Source organism: Tannerella serpentiformis (assembly GCF_003033925.1).
In the GTDB taxonomy this organism is placed as follows: Bacteria; Bacteroidota; Bacteroidia; order Bacteroidales; family Tannerellaceae; genus Tannerella; species Tannerella serpentiformis.
Map to the genome: position 1 here is coordinate 2,209,091 of NZ_CP028365.1, position 18,737 is coordinate 2,227,827.

The 18,737-nt window shown below is 57.6% G+C and carries 18 protein-coding genes and 3 pseudogenes; 13 read left to right on the forward strand and 8 right to left on the reverse strand.

The window, feature by feature from the left end:
- Positions 1 to 95 precede the first annotated feature (95 nt).
- A pseudogene (locus tag C7123_RS09280) lies at positions 96 to 306 on the forward strand (DUF3853 family protein); the annotation flags it as partial.
- Between the two features lie 137 nt (positions 307 to 443).
- Here C7123_RS09280 and C7123_RS13635 read toward each other — a convergent pair.
- The 3 genes and pseudogenes from C7123_RS13635 to C7123_RS09295 all read right to left on the reverse strand — a co-directional run.
- A pseudogene (locus C7123_RS13635) lies at positions 444 to 728 on the reverse strand (transposase); the annotation flags it as partial.
- 180 nt (positions 729 to 908) lie between these two features.
- Positions 909 to 1,211, reverse strand: a complete 303-nt coding sequence (locus C7123_RS09290) for a helix-turn-helix domain-containing protein (protein WP_394365918.1) — start codon at positions 1,209 to 1,211, stop codon at positions 909 to 911.
- Positions 1,211 to 1,504, reverse strand: a complete 294-nt coding sequence (locus C7123_RS09295; RefSeq protein ID WP_069174838.1) for a helix-turn-helix domain-containing protein — start codon at positions 1,502 to 1,504, stop codon at positions 1,211 to 1,213. The genes C7123_RS09290 and C7123_RS09295 overlap by 1 nt, the downstream gene beginning before the upstream one ends.
- 311 nt (positions 1,505 to 1,815) lie before the next feature.
- Here C7123_RS09295 and C7123_RS09300 point away from each other — a divergent pair, with 311 nt between their 5' ends.
- The 5 genes and pseudogenes from C7123_RS09300 to C7123_RS09320 all read left to right on the forward strand — a co-directional run bounded on the left by C7123_RS09300 (position 1,816) and on the right by C7123_RS09320 (position 6,573).
- The gene (locus C7123_RS09300; protein ID WP_083206806.1) at positions 1,816 to 3,147 is read left to right on the forward strand and encodes a VapE domain-containing protein; all 1,332 of its coding nucleotides are present in this window, start codon (positions 1,816 to 1,818) and stop codon (positions 3,145 to 3,147) included.
- Between the two features lie 465 nt (positions 3,148 to 3,612).
- Positions 3,613 to 4,563 carry a toprim domain-containing protein gene (locus C7123_RS09305; protein ID WP_069174840.1) on the forward strand — a complete coding sequence of 317 codons (951 nt, stop codon included), beginning with the start codon at positions 3,613 to 3,615 and terminating at the stop codon, positions 4,561 to 4,563.
- A 5-nt stretch (positions 4,564 to 4,568) separates the two neighbouring features.
- Entirely contained in the window at positions 4,569 to 4,934 is a 366-nt protein-coding gene (locus tag C7123_RS09310; protein WP_069174841.1) for a DUF3408 domain-containing protein, read from the forward strand.
- 264 nt (positions 4,935 to 5,198) lie between these two features.
- On the forward strand, positions 5,199 to 5,603 hold the full coding sequence (locus tag C7123_RS09315) for a plasmid mobilization protein (RefSeq protein WP_069174842.1): 405 nt from the start codon (positions 5,199 to 5,201) through the stop codon (positions 5,601 to 5,603).
- A pseudogene (locus C7123_RS09320) lies at positions 5,587 to 6,573 on the forward strand (relaxase/mobilization nuclease domain-containing protein). The gene C7123_RS09315 and the pseudogene C7123_RS09320 overlap by 17 nt, the downstream one beginning before the upstream one ends.
- A 394-nt stretch (positions 6,574 to 6,967) precedes the next feature.
- Here the strand turns inward: C7123_RS09320 and C7123_RS09325 are convergent.
- Positions 6,968 to 8,365 (reverse strand): alanine/glycine:cation symporter family protein, encoded by a 1,398-nt coding sequence (locus C7123_RS09325; protein WP_069174843.1) that lies wholly within the window; start codon positions 8,363 to 8,365, stop codon positions 6,968 to 6,970.
- A 66-nt stretch (positions 8,366 to 8,431) separates the two neighbouring features.
- Complete coding sequence (fmt, locus tag C7123_RS09330; protein WP_069174844.1) at positions 8,432 to 9,409, reverse strand: methionyl-tRNA formyltransferase; 978 nt, start codon at positions 9,407 to 9,409, stop codon at positions 8,432 to 8,434.
- 157 nt (positions 9,410 to 9,566) lie between these two features.
- Between fmt and C7123_RS09335 the strand changes: the two genes are divergently transcribed.
- The 7 genes from C7123_RS09335 (at position 9,567) to C7123_RS09365 (ending at position 16,527) form a co-directional block, all read left to right on the forward strand.
- Positions 9,567 to 10,043: a radical SAM-associated putative lipoprotein gene (locus tag C7123_RS09335; protein WP_069174845.1), complete on the forward strand. Its 477-nt coding sequence runs from the start codon at positions 9,567 to 9,569 to the stop codon at positions 10,041 to 10,043.
- Positions 10,044 to 10,082: 39 nt separating this feature from the next.
- Positions 10,083 to 10,544, forward strand: a complete 462-nt coding sequence (locus tag C7123_RS09340; protein WP_069174846.1) for a radical SAM-associated putative lipoprotein — start codon at positions 10,083 to 10,085, stop codon at positions 10,542 to 10,544.
- Between the two features lie 16 nt (positions 10,545 to 10,560).
- Positions 10,561 to 11,067, forward strand: coding sequence for a radical SAM-associated putative lipoprotein (locus C7123_RS09345; protein WP_069174847.1), 507 nt, complete (start codon positions 10,561 to 10,563; stop codon positions 11,065 to 11,067).
- 16 nt (positions 11,068 to 11,083) lie between these two features.
- The gene (locus tag C7123_RS09350; protein WP_069174848.1) at positions 11,084 to 11,560 is read left to right on the forward strand and encodes a radical SAM-associated putative lipoprotein; all 477 of its coding nucleotides are present in this window, start codon (positions 11,084 to 11,086) and stop codon (positions 11,558 to 11,560) included.
- The gene (locus C7123_RS09355; protein WP_069174849.1) at positions 11,557 to 12,648 is read left to right on the forward strand and encodes a TIGR04133 family radical SAM/SPASM protein; all 1,092 of its coding nucleotides are present in this window, start codon (positions 11,557 to 11,559) and stop codon (positions 12,646 to 12,648) included. Before C7123_RS09350 ends, C7123_RS09355 begins: the two co-directional genes overlap by 4 nt.
- A gap of 819 nt (positions 12,649 to 13,467) precedes the next feature.
- Positions 13,468 to 13,839 carry a DUF4783 domain-containing protein gene (locus C7123_RS09360; RefSeq protein ID WP_037981423.1) on the forward strand — a complete coding sequence of 124 codons (372 nt, stop codon included), beginning with the start codon at positions 13,468 to 13,470 and terminating at the stop codon, positions 13,837 to 13,839.
- Entirely contained in the window at positions 13,840 to 16,527 is a 2,688-nt protein-coding gene (locus C7123_RS09365; protein WP_069174850.1) for a DUF5686 and carboxypeptidase regulatory-like domain-containing protein, read from the forward strand.
- 109 nt (positions 16,528 to 16,636) lie between these two features.
- Here the strand turns inward: C7123_RS09365 and C7123_RS09370 are convergent, their stop codons facing one another.
- The 3 genes from C7123_RS09370 to C7123_RS09380 are packed head-to-tail and all read right to left on the reverse strand — an operon-like array spanning position 16,637 to position 18,375.
- Positions 16,637 to 17,218: an acyltransferase gene (locus C7123_RS09370; RefSeq protein ID WP_069174851.1), complete on the reverse strand. Its 582-nt coding sequence runs from the start codon at positions 17,216 to 17,218 to the stop codon at positions 16,637 to 16,639.
- A gap of 57 nt (positions 17,219 to 17,275) precedes the next feature.
- Complete coding sequence (gene crcB, locus C7123_RS09375; protein ID WP_069174852.1) at positions 17,276 to 17,650, reverse strand: fluoride efflux transporter CrcB; 375 nt, start codon at positions 17,648 to 17,650, stop codon at positions 17,276 to 17,278.
- A 20-nt stretch (positions 17,651 to 17,670) separates the two neighbouring features.
- Entirely contained in the window at positions 17,671 to 18,375 is a 705-nt protein-coding gene (locus C7123_RS09380) for an SAM-dependent methyltransferase (RefSeq protein ID WP_069174853.1), read from the reverse strand.
- Between the last annotated feature and the right edge of the window lie 362 nt (positions 18,376 to 18,737).

An 18,737-nucleotide genomic window follows, 5' to 3' on the forward strand; every position in this document is an offset into this window, starting at 1 on the left:
TACAGTGTTAGAGCTATTCAAGGGCTATCTCTACAGCTCGCAAGACATCGTAACGCATAGCTCAATATCAACACACTATTAAACATCGATACGCGATGACACTACACAAACTCCTCGACAAACCTGTGTGGCCGATGATTGGCGAAGAACTTCTCTTCCTCGCTCAGCACGGGCTGGCGCACGCAGAGGGAGCCACTGCAAAGAAACCTCCCACCAAAGAACAAAGACGCTTCATCTGGACTTGCCTGACTCTTTGAGTATAGTCTTTCTACCGCCAACCATATCAAACAGAGTGGAAAGATTGACTGAGCCATCACACAAATTGGACGCAAGATTATCCCAAATCGGTCATTCGGAAAGAAGGGTGCGCTGTAAGTCAAAATTTTCGGCCGTTTTCCATAGTCCGAGAAAGGCCTACCGTTGCTTGGTTGACCGGACAAGACGTAAGACATTTTTGCTTCCTCTTTTTCGAGAGAGGCCGGTATGGAGAGGATCTGACACCGGATCGTTTTTAGAAAGTATTGCTGTTTTGAATTGATGATGTAGTGACGAAACAAACTGATGAAATTGTAGGCTATGATGATAAAGGATTCACAGAATTTGATTGCCCAAAAGTCTCTGGAATTTAACTGGTCTGCAGAAAAATCGTTCTTGATTTCTTTGATCCTGTTTTCAGAATCGGCCCTATTTTTGTACAGATCATAGATGGTTTTGTTCGGCAGAATAAGTGAGGTGACAAAACAGCCATAACGATAACGTCGGTCCTACGTAAGATACTCCCGGCAAGCGACTCGCCAGCGAAAAAAAAGTGCACTTATATCGAGCTTACGTTAACAAGAAACGGCACTTAATGCAGAGAGGTCCCTGCCTAAGTGCCGTTTTCAATTCAATTATGCGCCTTTCGCGTCTTACCGTTTCCCGCCTCCCTTGTAATTCTCCTCCAGGATCCTTGCTAAGTCTGAGGCCTTGTAGAGGATCTTGCCGGCAAACTGTGTGTAGGGGATGATCTTTCGATCGCGATAATCCTGCAAGGTGCGGGGGCTGATATAAAGCTGTTCGCAAACCTCCTTGCCTGTGAGAAAGTGCTCACCGCTGAAAAGCGGCCGGTGCGTCTCAGACACTTCTCGAATCCGTTCCCTGACGCGTCGCAAGGCGGAGAGGACCACCTGCATCTCACCCGTTTCCATACTCAATTCTTGAATTGCTTTCATCATCGCTTCGTCGTGTTTGTCGTTTTGTCAGACTTTACGCAGAGTAGTCGCTCCACGTCCTCCCGCTTGTAATAGCACTTATGCCCGATCTGCGCAAAAGGTAGCACGTTCGTATCCCGGTAATGTTGCAGAGTGCGTTTGCTGATGCCGAGCAGTCGGCAAACGTCTCCGTTATGCAACCAATCCGTGTGTTTAGATGGTTCTCCGAAAGCCTTCAGGTAACATTCCGCAAGGCTCAGCACCTCGTTCCGCAGGCAGAGCCAATCGGCCTCCGTAATAACTAAGTACTTCATGGTCTCACTTATTAGTTTTCTGGTTGGTATTTAGGTTTTACTGTTTTCGGCGGCAAACGTAATTGCACGCAAAATGCTGTCAACGCAATCGGGAACAGGAGGGATGCAAATGGAACAGCAGGGATACAACCGGCGCAGCAAGGGGCGACTTTCGCTTATTCGGAAAACAGCCGCAACGGAAAGCAGATAGCAGCCCGCGAATCATCCCCCTTCCCCTTCCTTTCACTGCCATTTTGTCTTATCGAAGGAGCGAATCACTTCCTTGTAAAGCCTATTCTCTGAAGAAATCGGCCGCAAACAGATGCAACATTATGCCGGAATACACTGCATGCTTGGATGCCGGGGATGCTCATCACACCTTCACCCCCGAGAACTCATCCAAACCAACCATGAAGAAACAGGCAGATAAAAGCAAGATAAACACCAGCAAAACACCGAACAGTGGCGGACGCTCATCCAAGAACGGGGAGATCGAGACTTACCTCTCTCAGCATTACGTATTCCGATACAACACCGTTTGGGGACGGGCGGAATATCGCGGCCGGGAGGACAGCCGATTCGTGAAGGTCGGCCGCTATGAGATCAACACGCTGCGCCGCGAACTCGATAGCGAAGCCGGGATCATGACCTCCCCGGATAACCTCTACTCGATCATCGAAAGCAGTTTTTCTCCGCGCATCAATCCCATACAGGAATATTTCAAAGCCTTACCCAGCGCTGCATTGGATGCCCCAAATGCACACGCCATCCATGAATTGGCCGACTGCGTCGTCGTCCGTAACCCGGAGAAATGGCTGCCGTACCTAACAAAATGGCTTGTGGCTGTAGTAGCCAATGCGATGGACGACCACGCGTGCCGTAACCACACCTGCCTAGTCTTAACCGGCGAACAGGGACGATTCAAAACAACATTTCTCGACCTGCTTTGCCCGCCTAAGCTGCACGATTACAGCTATACCGGCAAGATCTATCCACAGGAAAAAGACACGCTGACCTACGTCGGGCAGAACCTCATCATCAACATCGACGACCAGCTCAAGGCGCTCAACAAGCGGGACGAAAACGAACTGAAGAACCTAATCACCTGTCCGATGGTCAAGTACCGTATGCCTTACGATAAGCACGTGGAGGAGCACCCCCACATGGCGAGCTTCGTGGCCTCGGTGAACGGTAACGACTTCCTCACCGACCCCACTGGAAGCAGGCGCTTTCTACCCTTCGAGGCACTTTCCATCGACATCGATCGGGCAAGGAACGTCTCGATGGACGCCGTCTATGCGGAGGCGAAATGGTTGCTGCAATCGGGCTATCGGTATTGGTTCAACGACGAGGAGATCGCGGAGCTGTACCGCGAAAGCGAGGCGTTCCAAGTGCAGACCGCGGAGATGGAGCTCCTGTTGCGCTGCTTCGAGCTGCCAACCACCGACAGCGATTGCTCCTACCTGACGACGACCGAAATCCTGACTTACCTCGGCGCCTACACGCGCCAGCCGCTCACGGCCAAACGCATGGGCGAGGCGCTGAAAAGGGTTGGATACATCAAGGTCAGCCGGCGGCGAAACGGCGGCAGCCCGCTGTATGTCTACAAAGTCCGAAAGATCCTACCCTGCCCCCTCCTTCGATCCTGTAGTAGTGACATGTAGTCAACTGTGTAGTGACATCGATTCGACCAATTTCCATTGGAAAACAGGCACTTACTACGGTTGTAGTAAGTAGTAAGAAGGGGGCTAAAAAGTCCAAGTGTTTGATCGGAAAACAATGAAATCAAGAAGAAACACCATCGTATTTAATCTCATTTCATTTGAAATGAGACAAATCACTATAGGAATTCATTGTAATACGTATGGAGTATAAATAATCACCGCAGAGTTTGATCAAATTTCATTTGAAATGCGAAGAATCACCGCAAGCAATCATTACAATGCATCTGGAATAGAAAGAATCACCAGTGTGGTTGATTAGAAATCATATGAAGCGTAATAAAACACAAGTGTAGTTGATCTCATTTCATTGGAATAAGATCAAACACCGAAGTGATTCATCGCAAATCATTTGCATTCGGATAAAACACCGCGCCATTTCATTACCTAATCTCATACCTCCGAACCATGAAAGAAGAAGACTTATCGGCCATCAAGCGGTACCCTATCACGGCGTACTTGGAAAGTCTGGGCATCGCGCCTGTCCGACGGTTGGCGAACTACGCGATGTACCGCTCGCCGCTGCGGGATGATCGTCACCCGAGCTTCAAGGTGGACACCGAAAAGAACCTGTGGCTCGACTATGCCGAGGGCCGCGGCGGGAGCATCATCGATCTCTGTATGCGGCTGGAGGAGTGCACCCTCCCGGAGGCCATACGCCGTTTGGGGCAGATGGTTTTCGGTCGCACGACGAACGACTATCCACGGACGGAATCCTACAGCCATGCCGCCGAGAGCGTGTCCAGTTGCAGAAAGCAGATCAGCATATCGGACGACCTTCCGCCACATTTGCAGGACTACCTGACAAAAGTGCGGTGTATCGACCTCGGCCGGGCTCAGCCCTTCCTTCGATGCGTCCGCTACGAAGTGCAGGGGCGGACGTACAAAGTCATCGGCTTTGCCAACGCCTCGGGCGGCTACGAACTGCGGGGCGCCGGGCCGTTCAAGGGGACGCTGGCGCCGAAAGACATCACGCCGGTCTTCCCCGATGGGCGGCATCCGGTCTGCGTCTTCGAGGGCTTCATGGATTTCCTCTCCTTCCTTTCAATGAAAGAGAGGGTCGGCAGCCATTGCCTCGTGATGAACTCCGTGGCGAATGTCGGGCGGTGTATCCGTTACCTGCGCGAGCAGCGCATCACCGCCATCCGTGCCTTCCTCGATAACGACGAGGCCGGAAGGCGAACCCTGAGTGCATTCATCGAAGCCGGGTTCCAGGTGGAAGACATGTCCGTGCACTACCGAGGATGTAAGGATCTCAACGAGTTTCATGTCAGCCGCGTCCGTTGCCAGCAGGAGGGGCGGGAACAGGCGCCACACACAACCAAACCATCCCACACCATCAAACTGAAAAGGAGATAACAACCATGAAAGAGAAAAACACCAACAAAGAGGAAGCAACATTTCTCGATGCCTATTTAGGAGAAACGCAACCACAGCGTGCAGAGCCATCCGAACAATCCGTGCATGCCGAGCGTGCTTCCACACCGAAACGCATCAGCGCCAAAATGAGGCGGGGGACGCTGGAGGCTTACAAGCAGACCTTCCTCGTCCCTGCCAAACTGACAGATCGGCGGGCGGTCTATCTCAGCCGGGAGACGCAGGAGCGCGCCGACCTTGTTGTCCGTCGCTTGGGCGATCGGGGCGCCAACCTGTCGAGCTTCGTGGAGCGCATCGTGCGCGCCCATTTGGAGGACTACGCCGAGGAGATCGAAGAGTGGCGCAAACTGTAATCCGAGCACGCGGATTCGTTGAAGAGTCCATGAATGACGTGCACACCAGGCATGCAGTAGCCATCTGAATGCACGGAATGTATTGATTATAAGAAACATACCGGGATCGTACCGGAGCGTGACGACGGTAATGCAAGACGTCAGTTTGTTCCCACAAACTGCGCTTGCTCCCCTGGCCTTGCGGCCCGAGGGAGAAGGCCGTAATCACATCCGTTCTCATCGGCCCAAACCATAGAATAAGTATCACAGAAAAGACCTATCCACATGAAAAAGCACAACAAAAAGGAAGACAAGAAGCCGAACAAGACGGCCTTTATTAGGGTCCGATGTACGGCCGAGGAGAAGGAACGGATCCGTTCGAGGGCCGCGAACGCGGGGCGGAAATACTCCGACTATTGCCGCGAGATGTTGCTCGGCGGATCCGTCGTCGCCGTGCCCCCGATGAGCGAAAACGAGAGGGAGGCCCTCGCCATCCTCCGTCAGACGGCGCTGTTCTACGCGCGCATCTCCAACCTGATCAAGGTCAAGGATGCCTCCTGGGTGGACGCCACGAAGGCGCTTGCCACCTATGCCAAGATTGCGTTTAAGCGGTTCTTCAGCCCCTGCTATCGGGTCGACGAAGAGGTGTTTAAGCGCTTAAATATCGAGCGGCATGATTGCAATATGTAAGGCCATCGCACACGGAAGCAACGCGCTGGAGTACGTTTTTCGCGAGGGCAAGCTCGGCCGCGTCCTCGCCCTCCACAACCTCTGCGGCGAAACGCCGAAGGAGATCCACGAGGAGATGAAGCTCATCAGCGACTACAACAGCCGTTGCAAAAACAAGTTCCTGCGCATCGAAATCGGCATCGCCCCGCAGGACGAGCCGCGAATGATGTTCAAGGCGCTGAACCGCATCGCCCTGCTCTTCGCCAAACAGATGGGCCTGGACGACCACCAATGGGTAGCCGTCACACACAAGGACACCGACAACCTGCACATCCACATCATCGCCAATCGGATCAGCCTCTGCGGGCAGGTCTACGACACCACCTTCGTGAGCAATCGGGCGGCGAGAGTAGCCGAAGAACTCAGCCGCAAGTACGGGCTAACCATCGCCAAAGAGATCCACGCCGTGCGACCGTACCGGAAAGCTCAAGCCGATCCCGCAAGAGAGGTGACAAAGCAACAAGTTCAGAGCATCTGCTACGCCCTACTCGACAAGCACCGCGGAAAAGGCCTGTCGGGTCACTCCATGTTCCTCTACGAACTTTACCGAAGTGGCGTCACAATCGAGTGCATGAAGAACCAGTAGGGGAAAGTCTACAAGCTGAAGTTTACCTACGGCGGTCACAGTTTCAAGGCCTCCGAAATCGGTCGTGAGTTCGGCTACCGCACCCTGCCGAAACAGTTCGAGCCCGGCAACATACTGAAGCCCATCATCCAATCCTCCATGATCCCTACGAAAGACAGTACCCCTATCGTACAAGTCACAGGTTCTGTTGTGGACACTGCTTTAGATGCCGCGGAAAGCCTTCTTTCGGAGGTTGGCGAAGTCACAACCCTGCAGACACACGGCGCAGACTACGCCGAGATCGCATGGCAACGACGATTGAGGAATGAAGCCGGGAAAAAGAAGAAGCGGGGTCAGGGGATGTGAGCTTTAACGCTCATTTGGTCGTTCATTCCGAACTGCCCTAAGCCGAAAGCCAAATAGAGAGAATCGCATCAAAAACGCCTGTAATTCAAATAGTCATAGTAACATTGCACCCTCAAATGACAAGCGCCCTTTGTTTGTGCAGATTCCAGCAACCCCAAGCGCTTCGCTCGTTTCCACTTCGTTACCCGTCCAATGCCTACGACCGACTAACTTCTTCTTTTTCAGCGGAATACTTCCGAATGGTTTTCTGCGTCATCAAAATTTGATCAAGCGCCATTGGATTTCGCTAGCATAGGGGACAAAAAAACTCGTGCGCGAGCCGAAGCAGCTCAACGCACGAGTCGAACAATATAGATATGAAGTCAAACGGATGATCTGAAGATCAGAGCGGGTGTCAGAGCTCGCCTGAACGGCGGCGCTGCAAGAAGTGAGTGTACATCTTGCGCACCTGTGGGGCAAGACAGACGATGGCGATGAGGTTGGGGATGGCCATGAGGCCGTTGAAGGTGTCGGCTAGCTCCCAGACAAGGTCGGCGGCGAAGATGCAGCCGCAGAAGATGCAGCCGCAGACGATCAGACGGAAGGGCAGGACGCCGTATTTGCCAAAGAGGTAGCGCACGTTCATCTCGCCGAACATGTACCAGCCCATGATGGTGGTGAAGGCGAAAAAGAAGAGGGCGATGGCCAGGAAGGTGACGCCGCCGGAGCCGAAGGCGCGGTTGAAGGCCTCTTGCGTGATGGCTACGGACTTGAGGTCGGTGCCCTGATAAGCGCCGGTGAGCATGATAACGAAGGCCGTGGAGCTACAGATCAGGATCGTGTCGACAAAGACGCCGGCCATGGCCACGAAGCCCTGAATGGCGGGGTCCTTGACGTGCGCCATGGCGTGGGCATGCGGCGTGGAGCCCATACCGGCCTCGTTGGAGAAGAGGCCGCGCGCTACGCCGTAGCGGATGGCGTATTTCATCACCGTACCGGCTGCACCGCCCGCCGCGGCTTTCGTGGAGAAGGCCTCGCTGACGACGCTTTGGAACATGTGGGGCACGTCGCCGATATAAAGGAAGAGCACGACGAGCGAGCCGAGGATGTAGATCAGCGCCATGAAGGGGACAACGAGCTCGGCGATGGCTGTGATGCGCTTCTGTCCGCCCATGATGACCACGCCCACGAGCAGCGCCAACGCGACACCTATGAGGTAGGGCAGGTAGGCCATGGTGTCCGGCCCGGTGCCGAGGGAGTTGACGATGGCGATCGAGATGGAGTTGGCCTGCACCATATTACCCACGCAACCAAGGGCGAGGATGATGGCCAGGGCGAAGAAGACGGCCAGTGGGTGGCATTTGAGGCCTTTGGAGATGTAGTATGCGGGCCCACCGGAGACGCCGTCATCCTTCACCTCGCGGTACTTCTGCGCCAGTGTGGCCTCGGAGAAGATCGTTCCCATGCCCAGCAGCGAGGACACCCACATCCAGAAGATGGCGCCCACACCACCGGTGGCGATGGCCGTAGCTACGCCGCCAATGTTGCCCGTGCCCACCTGTGCGGCCACGGCTGTGGCCAGGGCTTGGAAGGAGTTGACCTTGTGGGCCTCGTCCTGCTTAGCGTGCTTGTCGCGCTTCTTGCGTCGCTTGAAGGCTGGCCCGAAGGCGTACTTAAACATGAGTCCGAAGTGTCGGATCTGCGGGAATCCGAGGTAGATGGTGTAGAAGATGCCGACGGCCAGGAGGACGTACATCAGGAAATCGTTCCAGAGGAACCCGTTGAATTGCTTTACGTAGTCTAATGCGTTCATGTGACTGTAATATTAAGTGGTTGGAAAGTGGCGGTTGAAGTGGTGTTCGAATGGTGTTTGGAAGGTTTACGCCATGCAGCAGGCGGAGACGTCGGTGCCGTTGAGAAACTGGTCGGCCGTCATGCGGCGTTTGCCGGCGGGCTGCACGTCGAGGAGTCGGAGGAAGCCGTCCTCGGTGGCCACGTCGAGGTGGCGTCGGCCATCGGTGCGGATCGCTCCGGGCGAGAGTGCGTGTGGCTCGGCGATGCGCTCGCTGCGGAACACTTTGAGCGCCATCCGCCGTCCGTCGGCCGAGAGGATCTCGGTCCAGGCCGCGGGATAGGGAGCCAAGCCGCGAATGAAGTTGTAGACGCGTTCGGTGGGCTGACACCATTCGATGTGGCACGTATCGCGGAAGATCTTCGGGGCGTCGCGCAGCGGGGCGGTGTCGGTCGTGAGCGACTCCTGCTCCGTCGTCTCCACATGTCCATCATGGTCGATGATTCGGTCTACGGTCTCGACAACCAATGCGGCACCGATAGCCATCAGTCGGTCGTGCACCGTGCCCGCGTCGTCAGTCTCGGCGATGGGCACGCGGCGTTGCAGGATGATGCGCCCCGTGTCGATCTCATGGCGGAGGAAGAAGGTGGTGACGCCTGTTTCCTTGTCGCCATGGATAACGGCCCAGTTGATCGGCGCCGCGCCGCGGTACTGTGGCAGCAGAGAGGCGTGCAGATTGAACGTGCCCAAGCGTGGCATTTCCCAAACAACGCGCGGCAGCATGCGGAAGGCAACGACGATTTGCAGATCGGCGCGGAGCTTGCGGAGTTCGTCGACGAAGGCGGGGTCAGAGAGGCGTTCGGGTTGCAGCACGCGTAGGCCGTGCGCAGCAGCGTATTGCTTGACGGGCGATGCTTGCAGCATACTGCCATGCCGGCCCATGGGTTTATCGGGCATCGTCACCACGCCCACGACGCAGTACCCGCCTTCTACCAAGGCCTTGAGGGAAGCCACGGCAAAGTCGGGCGTCCCCATGAATAGAATTCTCAGATTCTGTTTATCCATCAGTATTTCTTTCTGTGAGTGAACGGCGCCAAAATTAGAAATGTTTAGTAGCGAAGCAGCGCCAGACGTGCATTCTTCATCTTTGCCCACAGATAAGCAGAAAAGAATAGAGCACTCGAAAGAACGAACCCTCATAGAATAGAAAGGAAAACAGGTTATGAAGAAGCTGAGTCGCAAATTGATCCGCGGCACCAACTGGGCGCTGGCGGGCATCTTGTCGTTGTTAGGATTCTCCGGCTGTGGCGAGATATTTCAGTTGGAATACGGATCGCCGAATGCCGACTTTAAGGTGACGGGCTATGTGACAGACGAGCAGGGCCGACCACTCTCTGGGGTACGTATCGTAGCGCCGAATGTGGACGGGAAATGGGGCAGGCAGGACTATCCCTCTCCTCACGACACGACGTACACCGGTCCGGACGGGAAGTACACGTATCGTTACAATTCAGTAGGGGCATCGGATTCGTTGTACATTAAACTGAGGTATGAGGATCCTACAGCGCGCCCCGCTTACAAGTCGGATAGCGTCACCGTCGGCTTTGCCAAGGGCGACTTGAAGGGCGGCGACCGAGGCTGGTATTTAGGCGCGGCTGAAAAGGAGGTCAACGTTACGCTGAAGCGGAAGTACAAGTAGTAAGAAGTATAAGTAACCCGATAGAAAGGAAAAGAGATTATGAAGAAGCTGAATCGCAAATTGATCCACGGAACCAACTGGGCACTGGCGGGACTGTTGTCACTGCTGGGATTCTCCAGCTGTGGCAATCAGGTGGAGGAGTATGGTACTCCGCATGCTGATTTTAAGGTGACGGGGCGTGTGACCGACGAAGCGGGGGAGCCGCTCTCCGGGATCCGCGTCGTGCCGACCAACCCGAAAGACCACTATCCGAGCCCGCACGACACCGTCTATAGCTCTCCCGACGGGAGCTACAAATACCGCTACAACGCCGGTTTTGCGCCCGATTCGTTGTACCTCAAGCTGAAGTTTGAAGACCCCGCGGCGCGATCGGCCTATGAGTCGGACAGCATCACCGTCGGCTTTGCCAAGGGCGACCTGAAGGGCGGCGACAACCACTGGTTCAAAGGCGAGGCAACGAAGGAGGTCGACGTGAAGCTGAAAGCAAAGAAGAAATCATAGAAAGGAGACACCAATCATGAAGAAGCTGAATCGCAAATTGATCCGCGGCACCAACTGGGCGCTGGCGGGGCTGCTGTCGCTGCTGGGATTCACCGGATGCGGCAAAGACAACAACGGAGACGGAGAGATCAGTGTAGAATACGGAGTCCCGAGCGCCAACTTCAAGGTGCTGGGGCGTGTGACGAACGAGCAGGGACAGCCGCTGGGAGGTATGCGTGTCGTGGCGTCGGAGGTGACGACGATTTGGGGCAAAGGCCCCGAACAATGTTACTCCGGCCTCCTGCGTGACACGGTCTACACCGCGTCAGACGGCTCATTCGTTCGGGAGTACAGCCTCTTCCCCGCGGATTCGGTCTACATCCATATGAAGATTGAAGACACGACTGAACCGTCCGTTTACGACTCGGACAGCATCGCTGTCGGCTTTGCCAAGGGCGACCTGAAGGGTGCCGACGGGAGCTGGTTCTTGGGCGCGGCCGAGAAGGTGATCGACGTGAAGCTGAAGTTAAAGAAGAAATCATAGAAAGGAGACACCAATCATGAAGAAGCTGAATCGCAAATTGATCCGCGGCACCAACTGGGCGCTGGCGGGGCTGCTGTCGCTGCTGGGATTCTCCGGTTGCGACAAAATATTTCAGATGGAATACGGATCCCCGAGCGCCGACTTTAAGGTGACGGGACGCGTGACCGACGAGGAGGGCCGACCGCTCTCCGGGGTGCGCATCGTAGCGCCGAACGTGGACGGGAAGTGGGGTAAGCAGAGCGACCCCTCGCCTCACGACACGACCTACACCGATCCGGACGGGAAGTACACGTACCGCTACAACGCAGGATGGGCACCGGATTCTCTGTATGTCAAACTGAAGTATGAGGATCCCACCGCGCGTCCCGCCTATGACTCGGACAGCGTCACGGTCGGCTTTGCCAAGGGCGACCTGAAGGGCGGTGACAATCGCTGGTTTGAAGGCGCGGCGGAAAAGGAGGTCAACGTCACGCTCAAGCGTAAGAAGAGATGAACGACATCAAGATCAACCTCAAGAAACGGCTCGCGCTCGAGACCTTCCGCCGCCTGCACCGCAACCGCGTCAAGCTGCACGAGCTCCGCACGCTCTTCTGGGAGTGCACGCTGCGCTGCAACGTGGCCTGCCGGCACTGCGGCAGCGATTGTCGCGTCTCGTCCCTCATGCCCGACATGCCGATGGCCGACTTCCTCCGCGTGGTGGACGAGATCCGGCCGCACGTCAATCCGCACAAGGTGCTCATCATCTTCACCGGTGGCGAGGCGCTCGTGCGCCCGGACATTGAGGCTTGTGGCCGCGAGCTTTACCGCCGCGAATTTCCCTGGGGCATCGTCTCCAACGGACTGCTTTTCGCCGAGCGGTTGCCGGGATTGCTGGCTGCCGGCATGCGGTCGGCCACCATCAGCCTGGACGGCTTTGAGGACGATCACAACTGGATGCGTGGCCACCGCAACAGCTTCCGCGCAGCCACGGCTTCCATTCGCGGCCTAGCGCAGACGACGGACGTCAATTGGGACGTCGTCACCTGCGCCAACCGCCGCAACTTCGACGACTTGCCTCGCTTCAAGCGCTACCTCATCGACCTCGGCGTTCGCCACTGGCGCATCTTCACCGTCTTCCCCGTTGGCCGCGCGGCGCATGTGCCCGAATTGCAGCTCACCGACGAGCAGTTCGTCCGCCTCATGCGCTTCCTCCGTGAGACGCGCCGCGAGGGCCAGATCGACGTCTCTTACGGCTGCGAGGGCTTCTTAGGCGGCTACGAGATGGACGTCCGCGACCACTTCTACGAGTGCTCGGCTGGCGTCTCCACCGCCTCCGTCCTGGCCGACGGCTCCATCTCGGGTTGTCCCAGCATCCGGGCCGACTATTACCAGGGCAACATCTATCGCGACCGCTTCATGGACGTCTGGGAGAACCGTTTCCGGCCCTACCGCGATCGCCAGTGGGCGCGTCAGGGCGAGTGCGCCGACTGCCAACTGTTTCGTTACTGCGAGGGCAACGGCATGCACCTCCACGGCTCCGATGGGCAGTTGCTCGTGTGCCATCATCGGCGTATCGAGCGGGGGTTAGCGGCGGAAAAATGAACTCCCACTGGGAGCCGTTCGGGTGACGGCATCGCGGCGTCGTTTCCGTTCGTCCGCAGCCTCTCGAGAAAGATATTCAAGAATAAGTAATCGTGCACTACGTCAGATGGGATAACCTATGACGTGGTGCACGATTGTTTTATGCCGTATGCCATCCTCTCGGATCATTTGCAAAATTGATTCGGGTCAGATTGCACGCAATCCGATCCGATACAAAACTGATTCATCCCAGATTGCACGCAATCCGATTTGATACAAAATGGATTTGCTTCAGATTGTACGCCATTCTATTAGATATAAAATTGATTCGCTCCAGATTGCACGCAATCCGATTCGATACAAAATGGATTTACTATGAATTGCATGCAATCCGATGTAAAACAGAATTGATTCGCTTTAGATTGCACGCAATCCCATGTGATACAAAATTGAATTAGGTTAGATGGCACGCCATCTTGAGTGGATCAAATACGTATCGATAGGTATGGAATACCATTCGGGCGAATACAAAATAGGATGATATAAAAGGTGATGTCATACGGTGTCGATCAGATAAGTTTGGGGATAGATGGCGTGCAATCTGAAGTGTATCTGATTCGGTTGATTTCGAAGGGTGCCGTAGGTGGGCGCAAAACGGTGCGGCCGGATGCTTCGCTTGGGATCTTCCTTCGGAATAAATGCGAAACGGCTGTCGTGTAAAGCCTATTGGATCTATTTTTGCTACGGATAGAGCGCGGTGCAGCGGTTTTTCTCCCCCTCTCGCACCGATTTCTATCTCTCAAAATACAACCAACCCATTAATTATAGGAGGAACGAATGATGAGAAAATTGAAGACAATGATCCTGGCGCTGTTTACGGCCTGGGGAGTGTATGCGGCCGACATCACGCCCATCACGGAGGCGATGAAGAGCGGCAACACGGGCGCCCTGTCGGGATCGATGTACACGGAGGCCGACGTGTCCGTGCCTGGCGTCTCGCAGCGGGCGAGCGCGGCGGAGGCGGCAGCCATCCTCGGCCGATTCTTTCAGGGTAACCCGCCGACGGGCTTCACCGTCGTCCATCAGGCCGATAAGAACGGCGGCGGATTTGTGGTCGGCAAGTTGCAGACCGCCAGCCGCGAGTATCGCGTGAATATCACCTACGTCCTCAAGGACGGACGGGCGCTTATGCAAACGATTCGCATCGAGTAAATGGCACGTGAGCGCATATCCATGAGCCGTTTTCGCCTCCTCAGCCACCAGCGGGGGAGGCGTTGTTGTGTCCGGGCGTTGGGGCTCGTCTTCGGGTTGCTCCTTAGCCTTACGGCCAGCCTCAGGGCGCAGACGCTGCAAGGCGAGGTGGTGGACGATCGGGGGCGCCCCGTCGCATACGCCACGATCTATGTCCGCGAGACGGCCACGGGCATCGTGGCTGACGAGGCAGGCCGCTTCATCTCGCACCTCGGGCAGGGCGACTATACGGGCGAGTTCTCCGCCCTGGGTTATGAGAAGGTCGTGGTGCCCTTCACCGTTACGGGCGACGCCGCGAAGGATCGCCTGCGCGTCGAGCTGCGAGAGATGGCTTATGCGCTCCGTGAAGTCGTCGTCCGCGCCGGCGCCGAAGACCCCGCCTATGCCATCATGCGCCGCGCCATCGCCCACGCGCCGCAACACCGCTACATGGTGCGTAGCTACACAGCCGACGTCTACATCAAGGGGACCGTCAAGACCGGCAAGCTGCCCGGCATCGGCTCCGTGAACATCGACGGGCGCAACGTCAAACTCAAGACCTTCTCGAATAAAACCTTCCTCCTGGAGTCTCATAACGAGGTGCGCTTCACCGCGCCGCGTCGCTTCGACCAACGCGTCCTGGCGCTCTCCACCACCGTGCCTGCCGAGCTGGACGACGACGATGCCGCCGCCGCGGCCCTCACCACCAACGTCTACGACCCGGAGATCATGGGTTGCGTTTCGCCGCTGGCACCGGGCGCGTTCAGCTATTACCGCTTCCGGTTGGACGGCGTAACGCACGAAAATGGGCACGTGATCAATAAGATCTACGTCACGCCCCGGCGGAACGACAGCCGCTTGGTGGATGGCTGGATCTACATCTTGGATCACACCTGGAGCCTGCAGCAGGTCGACCTCAACATCCGCCGCCCGGGTGTCACCGTCAGCCATCGCATGGTCTTTCACGAGGTGCGGAAAGACGTCTGGATGCCCACCGCTTATGACACGCGGATACACCTCAGCGTGATGGGCATTAAGGCCGACGGGCGCTATTACTCGTCCGTCCGTTACCGCAATGTGGTGGCCAACGAGGCCTCGACGACGGTCTACATCCCACCGCTCCCCACGGCTCCGGCCGCGCGACCCTCACTGACCAAGCGACAGGCCAAGGCGCGCCGCAAGCTGGAGGAGCTGGCCGCGAAGGAGGAGCTGACGACGCGCGACGCGTATCGCATGGCGCAGCTCATGCAACAGGTGTCGGAGGACGAACAGAGAGGGACGGATCTGGAGCGACAGCCGCGAGACTCGATGGTGCACATCACGCGCGACTCGCTGGCCTTGCTCCGCGACACAGCTTACTGGCAGGCTGTCCGTACGCAGCCGCTCCAGCCCGACGAAACGGTGAGCTATCAGCGCCGCGACAGTTTCCGCGCCGTGGTGCGGTCGGAGCAGGCGCGCGATTCGGTCCGTCGGCGCTCCTGGGTGTGGTGGCTTGGGACGGGTTTGGTGGGCGAGACGGTGCGCTTCAGTCCGAGCGTCTCCTTCGGCTACGAGGGACTGCGCGGGGCCGTGCCGGAATACAATTTCGTGGATGGCTTTTGGATCGGGCAACGGCTGATGTTCTCCTATCGTCGCCCTGACAGTAGACGCTCACTGCAGATCACGCCTGCGGCTTACTACGCTACGGCACGTCGTGCCTTCATCGGCCAACTCGACGCCACCTTCCGTTACAATCCCCTGCGCCACGGCGAGCTGACCCTCACGGCCTCCGATGCAACGGTGGATTATGCCGGTGAGTATGCCACGGCACGCCTGATCAATGCCCTCTCCTCGTTACTCTTTGCCGAGAACGCCTCCCGACTCTATCGCCGCCAGACAGTCGGACTCACGCACCGCATCGATGTGGCCCACGGGCTACGTCTTTCGGCCGGGCTGCACGTCGAGCGACGATCCGCGCTCGCGAATGCCACCTCGTACAGCGTCTTCGGCGGCCGACCTGCCCCGAACGTGCCCGGCGATCCGAACGATCCGCCCATGCCCTCCCATACGGCCTGGATCGCCGACGTCCGCGTGACGTACACGCCCCGGCGGCCGTATTCTGTACGGTTCGGAGAGAAGTTCTATGCCGAAACGCCGCGGCCTACGTTCATGCTGCGCTATCGCGGCGGACTGCCCATCGGCGGTGGAGAGGCGGCCGACTTCACCATGTTCTCGGCGTCTGTCGTGCAGACGGTGCGCGTCGGTCTCTTCGGGCGCTTCTTCTACGGTGTGGAGGGCGGCTTCTTCCCCACAGCGCGACGCGTCTACCGGCCCGACCGTCGCCACTTCGCCGCTTCGCCGCTGCACGTCTCCGACCGCCCGATGTCGGCCACCTTCCAGCTGCTCGATCCCTACGCGCAGTCGGCCGACGATCGCTGGTTGCAGGCGCACTTGACCTATTCGTCCGACTACCTCCTGCTGAAGCAGCTCCCCGTCCTACAGTCCGCCCTCTTCAACGAGGCGTTGCATGTGCACGCGCTCCTTCGGCCCCGCTTCAACCACATCGAAGCCGGCTATTCCCTTGGCCTCGACGACGTGGGGCGCCTCGGCGTCTTCGTCGGATGGGAGAATGGTCGCTATCGATCCGTCGGCTTCACCGTCAGCCTGCCGCTGCTCAATCAGAACCACTAAGGTGTCAGGGACACCAGCCAAATTAGCCGGGTACGTGATGGATCTCTCCATACATGTACCCGGCTAACTTCTCTCGTCCCTTTCTCCGTGTCAAGACAAGAAGCGGAGGTTACTCATCCACCCGCACCACCTTTCCTTCCTGCAATAGATACCGCGCACCGCTTTCGGGGCACGTGGCACGTCCGTCGGTATCGAAGCGGAGGCGATGACCATACTCGCTCACCCAACCGATATGCCGCGCCGGGTTACCCACCACGAGGGCATACGGCGGGACATCCCGCGTCACCACCGCGCCCGCTCCGATCAGGGCATAGGCACCGATCGTATGTCCGCAAACGATCGTGGCATTGGCCCCGATCGAGGCGCCCCGTTCGACACGCGTCGGGCGGAACTCATCCTTGCGCGGCACGGCGCTGCGCGGATTGATCACGTTCGTAAACACGCAACTGGGCCCGAGGAAGACGTCGTCCTCGCAGGTCACGCCCGTGTAGACCGAGACGTTGTTTTGCACCTTCACGCCATTGCCCAGCACGACGCCCGGCGAGATGACAACGTTTTGCCCAATCGAGCAACGCTCGCCAACGATGCATCCCGACATGAGGTGCGAAAAATGCCACACCACAGTACCGCGCCCAATGCGGCATCCGGCGTCGATCACGGCCGTCTCGTGGGCCTGAAATTCTTTATCCATAAACGAAAAACAAAAAGTATAAGAGGTAAAATGAGATCCAGAAAAAGGCCTTATGCGCTACGCGTGGCCGCCCGCCAACCGATAACCCGCGGCGACGGCCACGAGGCCCGCCACCACGCTGCCGCCGACATAGAGCGCAAAGGCCGGTAACCGGCCTTCCTGCCAAAGCGTCAGGCCATCGCGCGAAAAGGTGGAAAACGTGGTGAAGCCACCGCACACACCGATCGTCAGGAAGCGTTGCGCCGCCAGCGAGACGTTCGGATGGCGCGCGAAGAGTCCCGCCAGTAGCCCGATCAGCAGACACCCGAGCAGGTTGACCGCAAGCGTGCCCCACAAAGAGGCCACACCCAAATGACGCACGCACAGGCCCACCAAGTGGCGCGCCATGCCGCCCAGACAGCTGCCGAGCCCGATCAGAAGCAGATCTTTCATCCGTGCAGGTCGTTCGGGGGCTATTTATACAGTGCGAAAATCGTCGGCCGGTGACTCAGGTCCGGGGCCTTGTGCGCCCACTCCTTCACCGGCCGCGTGCGGATAAACTCATCGGCGCACGTCACGTTTGCGGCCACGCAGAGCCGCGTCGAGGGGCGGCAGGTGCGGACCAGCTCCTCCAGCAGTCGCTGGTTGCGGTAGGGCGTTTCGATGAAGAGCTGCGTCTCATCCTCGGCATAGATGCGGGCTTCAAGCTCCTTGATGCGGCGCGTGCGGCGGTCGGCCTCGATGGGCAGGTAGCCGTGGAAGGCGAATCGCTGGCCGTTGAACCCGGAGGCCATGACGGCTAACAAGATCGACGACGGCCCGACGAGGGGCACGACCCGCAGCCCCTTGCGCTGCGCCACGGCCACCACGTCCGCCCCCGGATCGGCCACCGCCGGACAGCCAGCCTCGGACAGTACGCCCACGGGCTGCCCCTCGGCCAGCGGCGACAGCATGGCGGCCACGGCCTCGGGCGGCGTGTGCTTATTGAGTTCGCTGAAATGCAGCGCGTCGATGTCGATCGCCGGGTCGGCCCGCTTGAGGAAGCGGCGCGCCGTGCGCAGATTCTCGACAATGAAATGCCGAATGCCGCGCACCACCTCGCGGTTGTATTCCGGCAGCACCCGCTCATGCGGCGTATCGCCCAGCGTGACGGGGATCAGATAAAGTGCAGTTTCCATCCGTTCTGAAATCGTTAGGGGTAATCGGGTTGGAGTCGCGTGTTCACGCGCTCCGGGGGGGCAAAGAAAGGGCCCCTGCCGGTTCACTCCAATCTACGCAATGGCAAACAGGGCCTTGCGGGGGGTAGCGAAGTTGGCCGGGTACCTCAAAGTTGGCCTGCGTTTTCGCTTCAGTTTTTTGTAACCCCGAACAGGCGCCTGTTTGGGTCTACGCAGCCTGCGCGGTGGTAAACAGCCGCCTGTTTGAGGTTACGCAATCTGCGCAATGGTAAACAGGCGCCTGTTTGGGGTTACGCAATCTGCGCGAGAGTAGACAGGCGCCTGTTTGGGGCTACGCAATCTGCGCAATGGTAAACAGGCGC

What these genes read in the sequence shown, in the direction of transcription:
- C7123_RS09350 (WP_069174848.1), top strand. Translation starts at nt 11,084, where the DNA reads ATGAAGAAGCTGAATCGCAAATTGATCCGCGGCACCAACTGGGCGCTG.
- C7123_RS09335 (WP_069174845.1), top strand. Translation starts at nt 9,567, where the DNA reads ATGAAGAAGCTGAGTCGCAAATTGATCCGCGGCACCAACTGGGCGCTG.
- C7123_RS09365 (WP_069174850.1), top strand. Translation starts at nt 13,840, where the DNA reads ATGGCACGTGAGCGCATATCCATGAGCCGTTTTCGCCTCCTCAGCCAC.
- C7123_RS09290 (WP_394365918.1), bottom strand. Translation starts at nt 1,211, where the DNA reads ATGAAAGCAATTCAAGAATTGAGTATGGAAACGGGTGAGATGCAGGTG.
- C7123_RS09300 (WP_083206806.1), top strand. Translation starts at nt 1,816, where the DNA reads ATGCCGGAATACACTGCATGCTTGGATGCCGGGGATGCTCATCACACC.
- C7123_RS09340 (WP_069174846.1), top strand. Translation starts at nt 10,083, where the DNA reads ATGAAGAAGCTGAATCGCAAATTGATCCACGGAACCAACTGGGCACTG.
- C7123_RS09355 (WP_069174849.1), top strand. Translation starts at nt 11,557, where the DNA reads ATGAACGACATCAAGATCAACCTCAAGAAACGGCTCGCGCTCGAGACC.
- crcB (WP_069174852.1), bottom strand. Translation starts at nt 17,650, where the DNA reads ATGAAAGATCTGCTTCTGATCGGGCTCGGCAGCTGTCTGGGCGGCATG.
- C7123_RS09370 (WP_069174851.1), bottom strand. Translation starts at nt 17,218, where the DNA reads ATGGATAAAGAATTTCAGGCCCACGAGACGGCCGTGATCGACGCCGGA.
- C7123_RS09380 (WP_069174853.1), bottom strand. Translation starts at nt 18,375, where the DNA reads ATGGAAACTGCACTTTATCTGATCCCCGTCACGCTGGGCGATACGCCG.
- C7123_RS09360 (WP_037981423.1), top strand. Translation starts at nt 13,468, where the DNA reads ATGAGAAAATTGAAGACAATGATCCTGGCGCTGTTTACGGCCTGGGGA.
- C7123_RS09305 (WP_069174840.1), top strand. Translation starts at nt 3,613, where the DNA reads ATGAAAGAAGAAGACTTATCGGCCATCAAGCGGTACCCTATCACGGCG.
- C7123_RS09325 (WP_069174843.1), bottom strand. Translation starts at nt 8,365, where the DNA reads ATGAACGCATTAGACTACGTAAAGCAATTCAACGGGTTCCTCTGGAAC.
- C7123_RS09295 (WP_069174838.1), bottom strand. Translation starts at nt 1,504, where the DNA reads ATGAAGTACTTAGTTATTACGGAGGCCGATTGGCTCTGCCTGCGGAAC.
- C7123_RS09315 (WP_069174842.1), top strand. Translation starts at nt 5,199, where the DNA reads ATGAAAAAGCACAACAAAAAGGAAGACAAGAAGCCGAACAAGACGGCC.
- fmt (WP_069174844.1), bottom strand. Translation starts at nt 9,409, where the DNA reads ATGGATAAACAGAATCTGAGAATTCTATTCATGGGGACGCCCGACTTT.
- C7123_RS09310 (WP_069174841.1), top strand. Translation starts at nt 4,569, where the DNA reads ATGAAAGAGAAAAACACCAACAAAGAGGAAGCAACATTTCTCGATGCC.
- C7123_RS09345 (WP_069174847.1), top strand. Translation starts at nt 10,561, where the DNA reads ATGAAGAAGCTGAATCGCAAATTGATCCGCGGCACCAACTGGGCGCTG.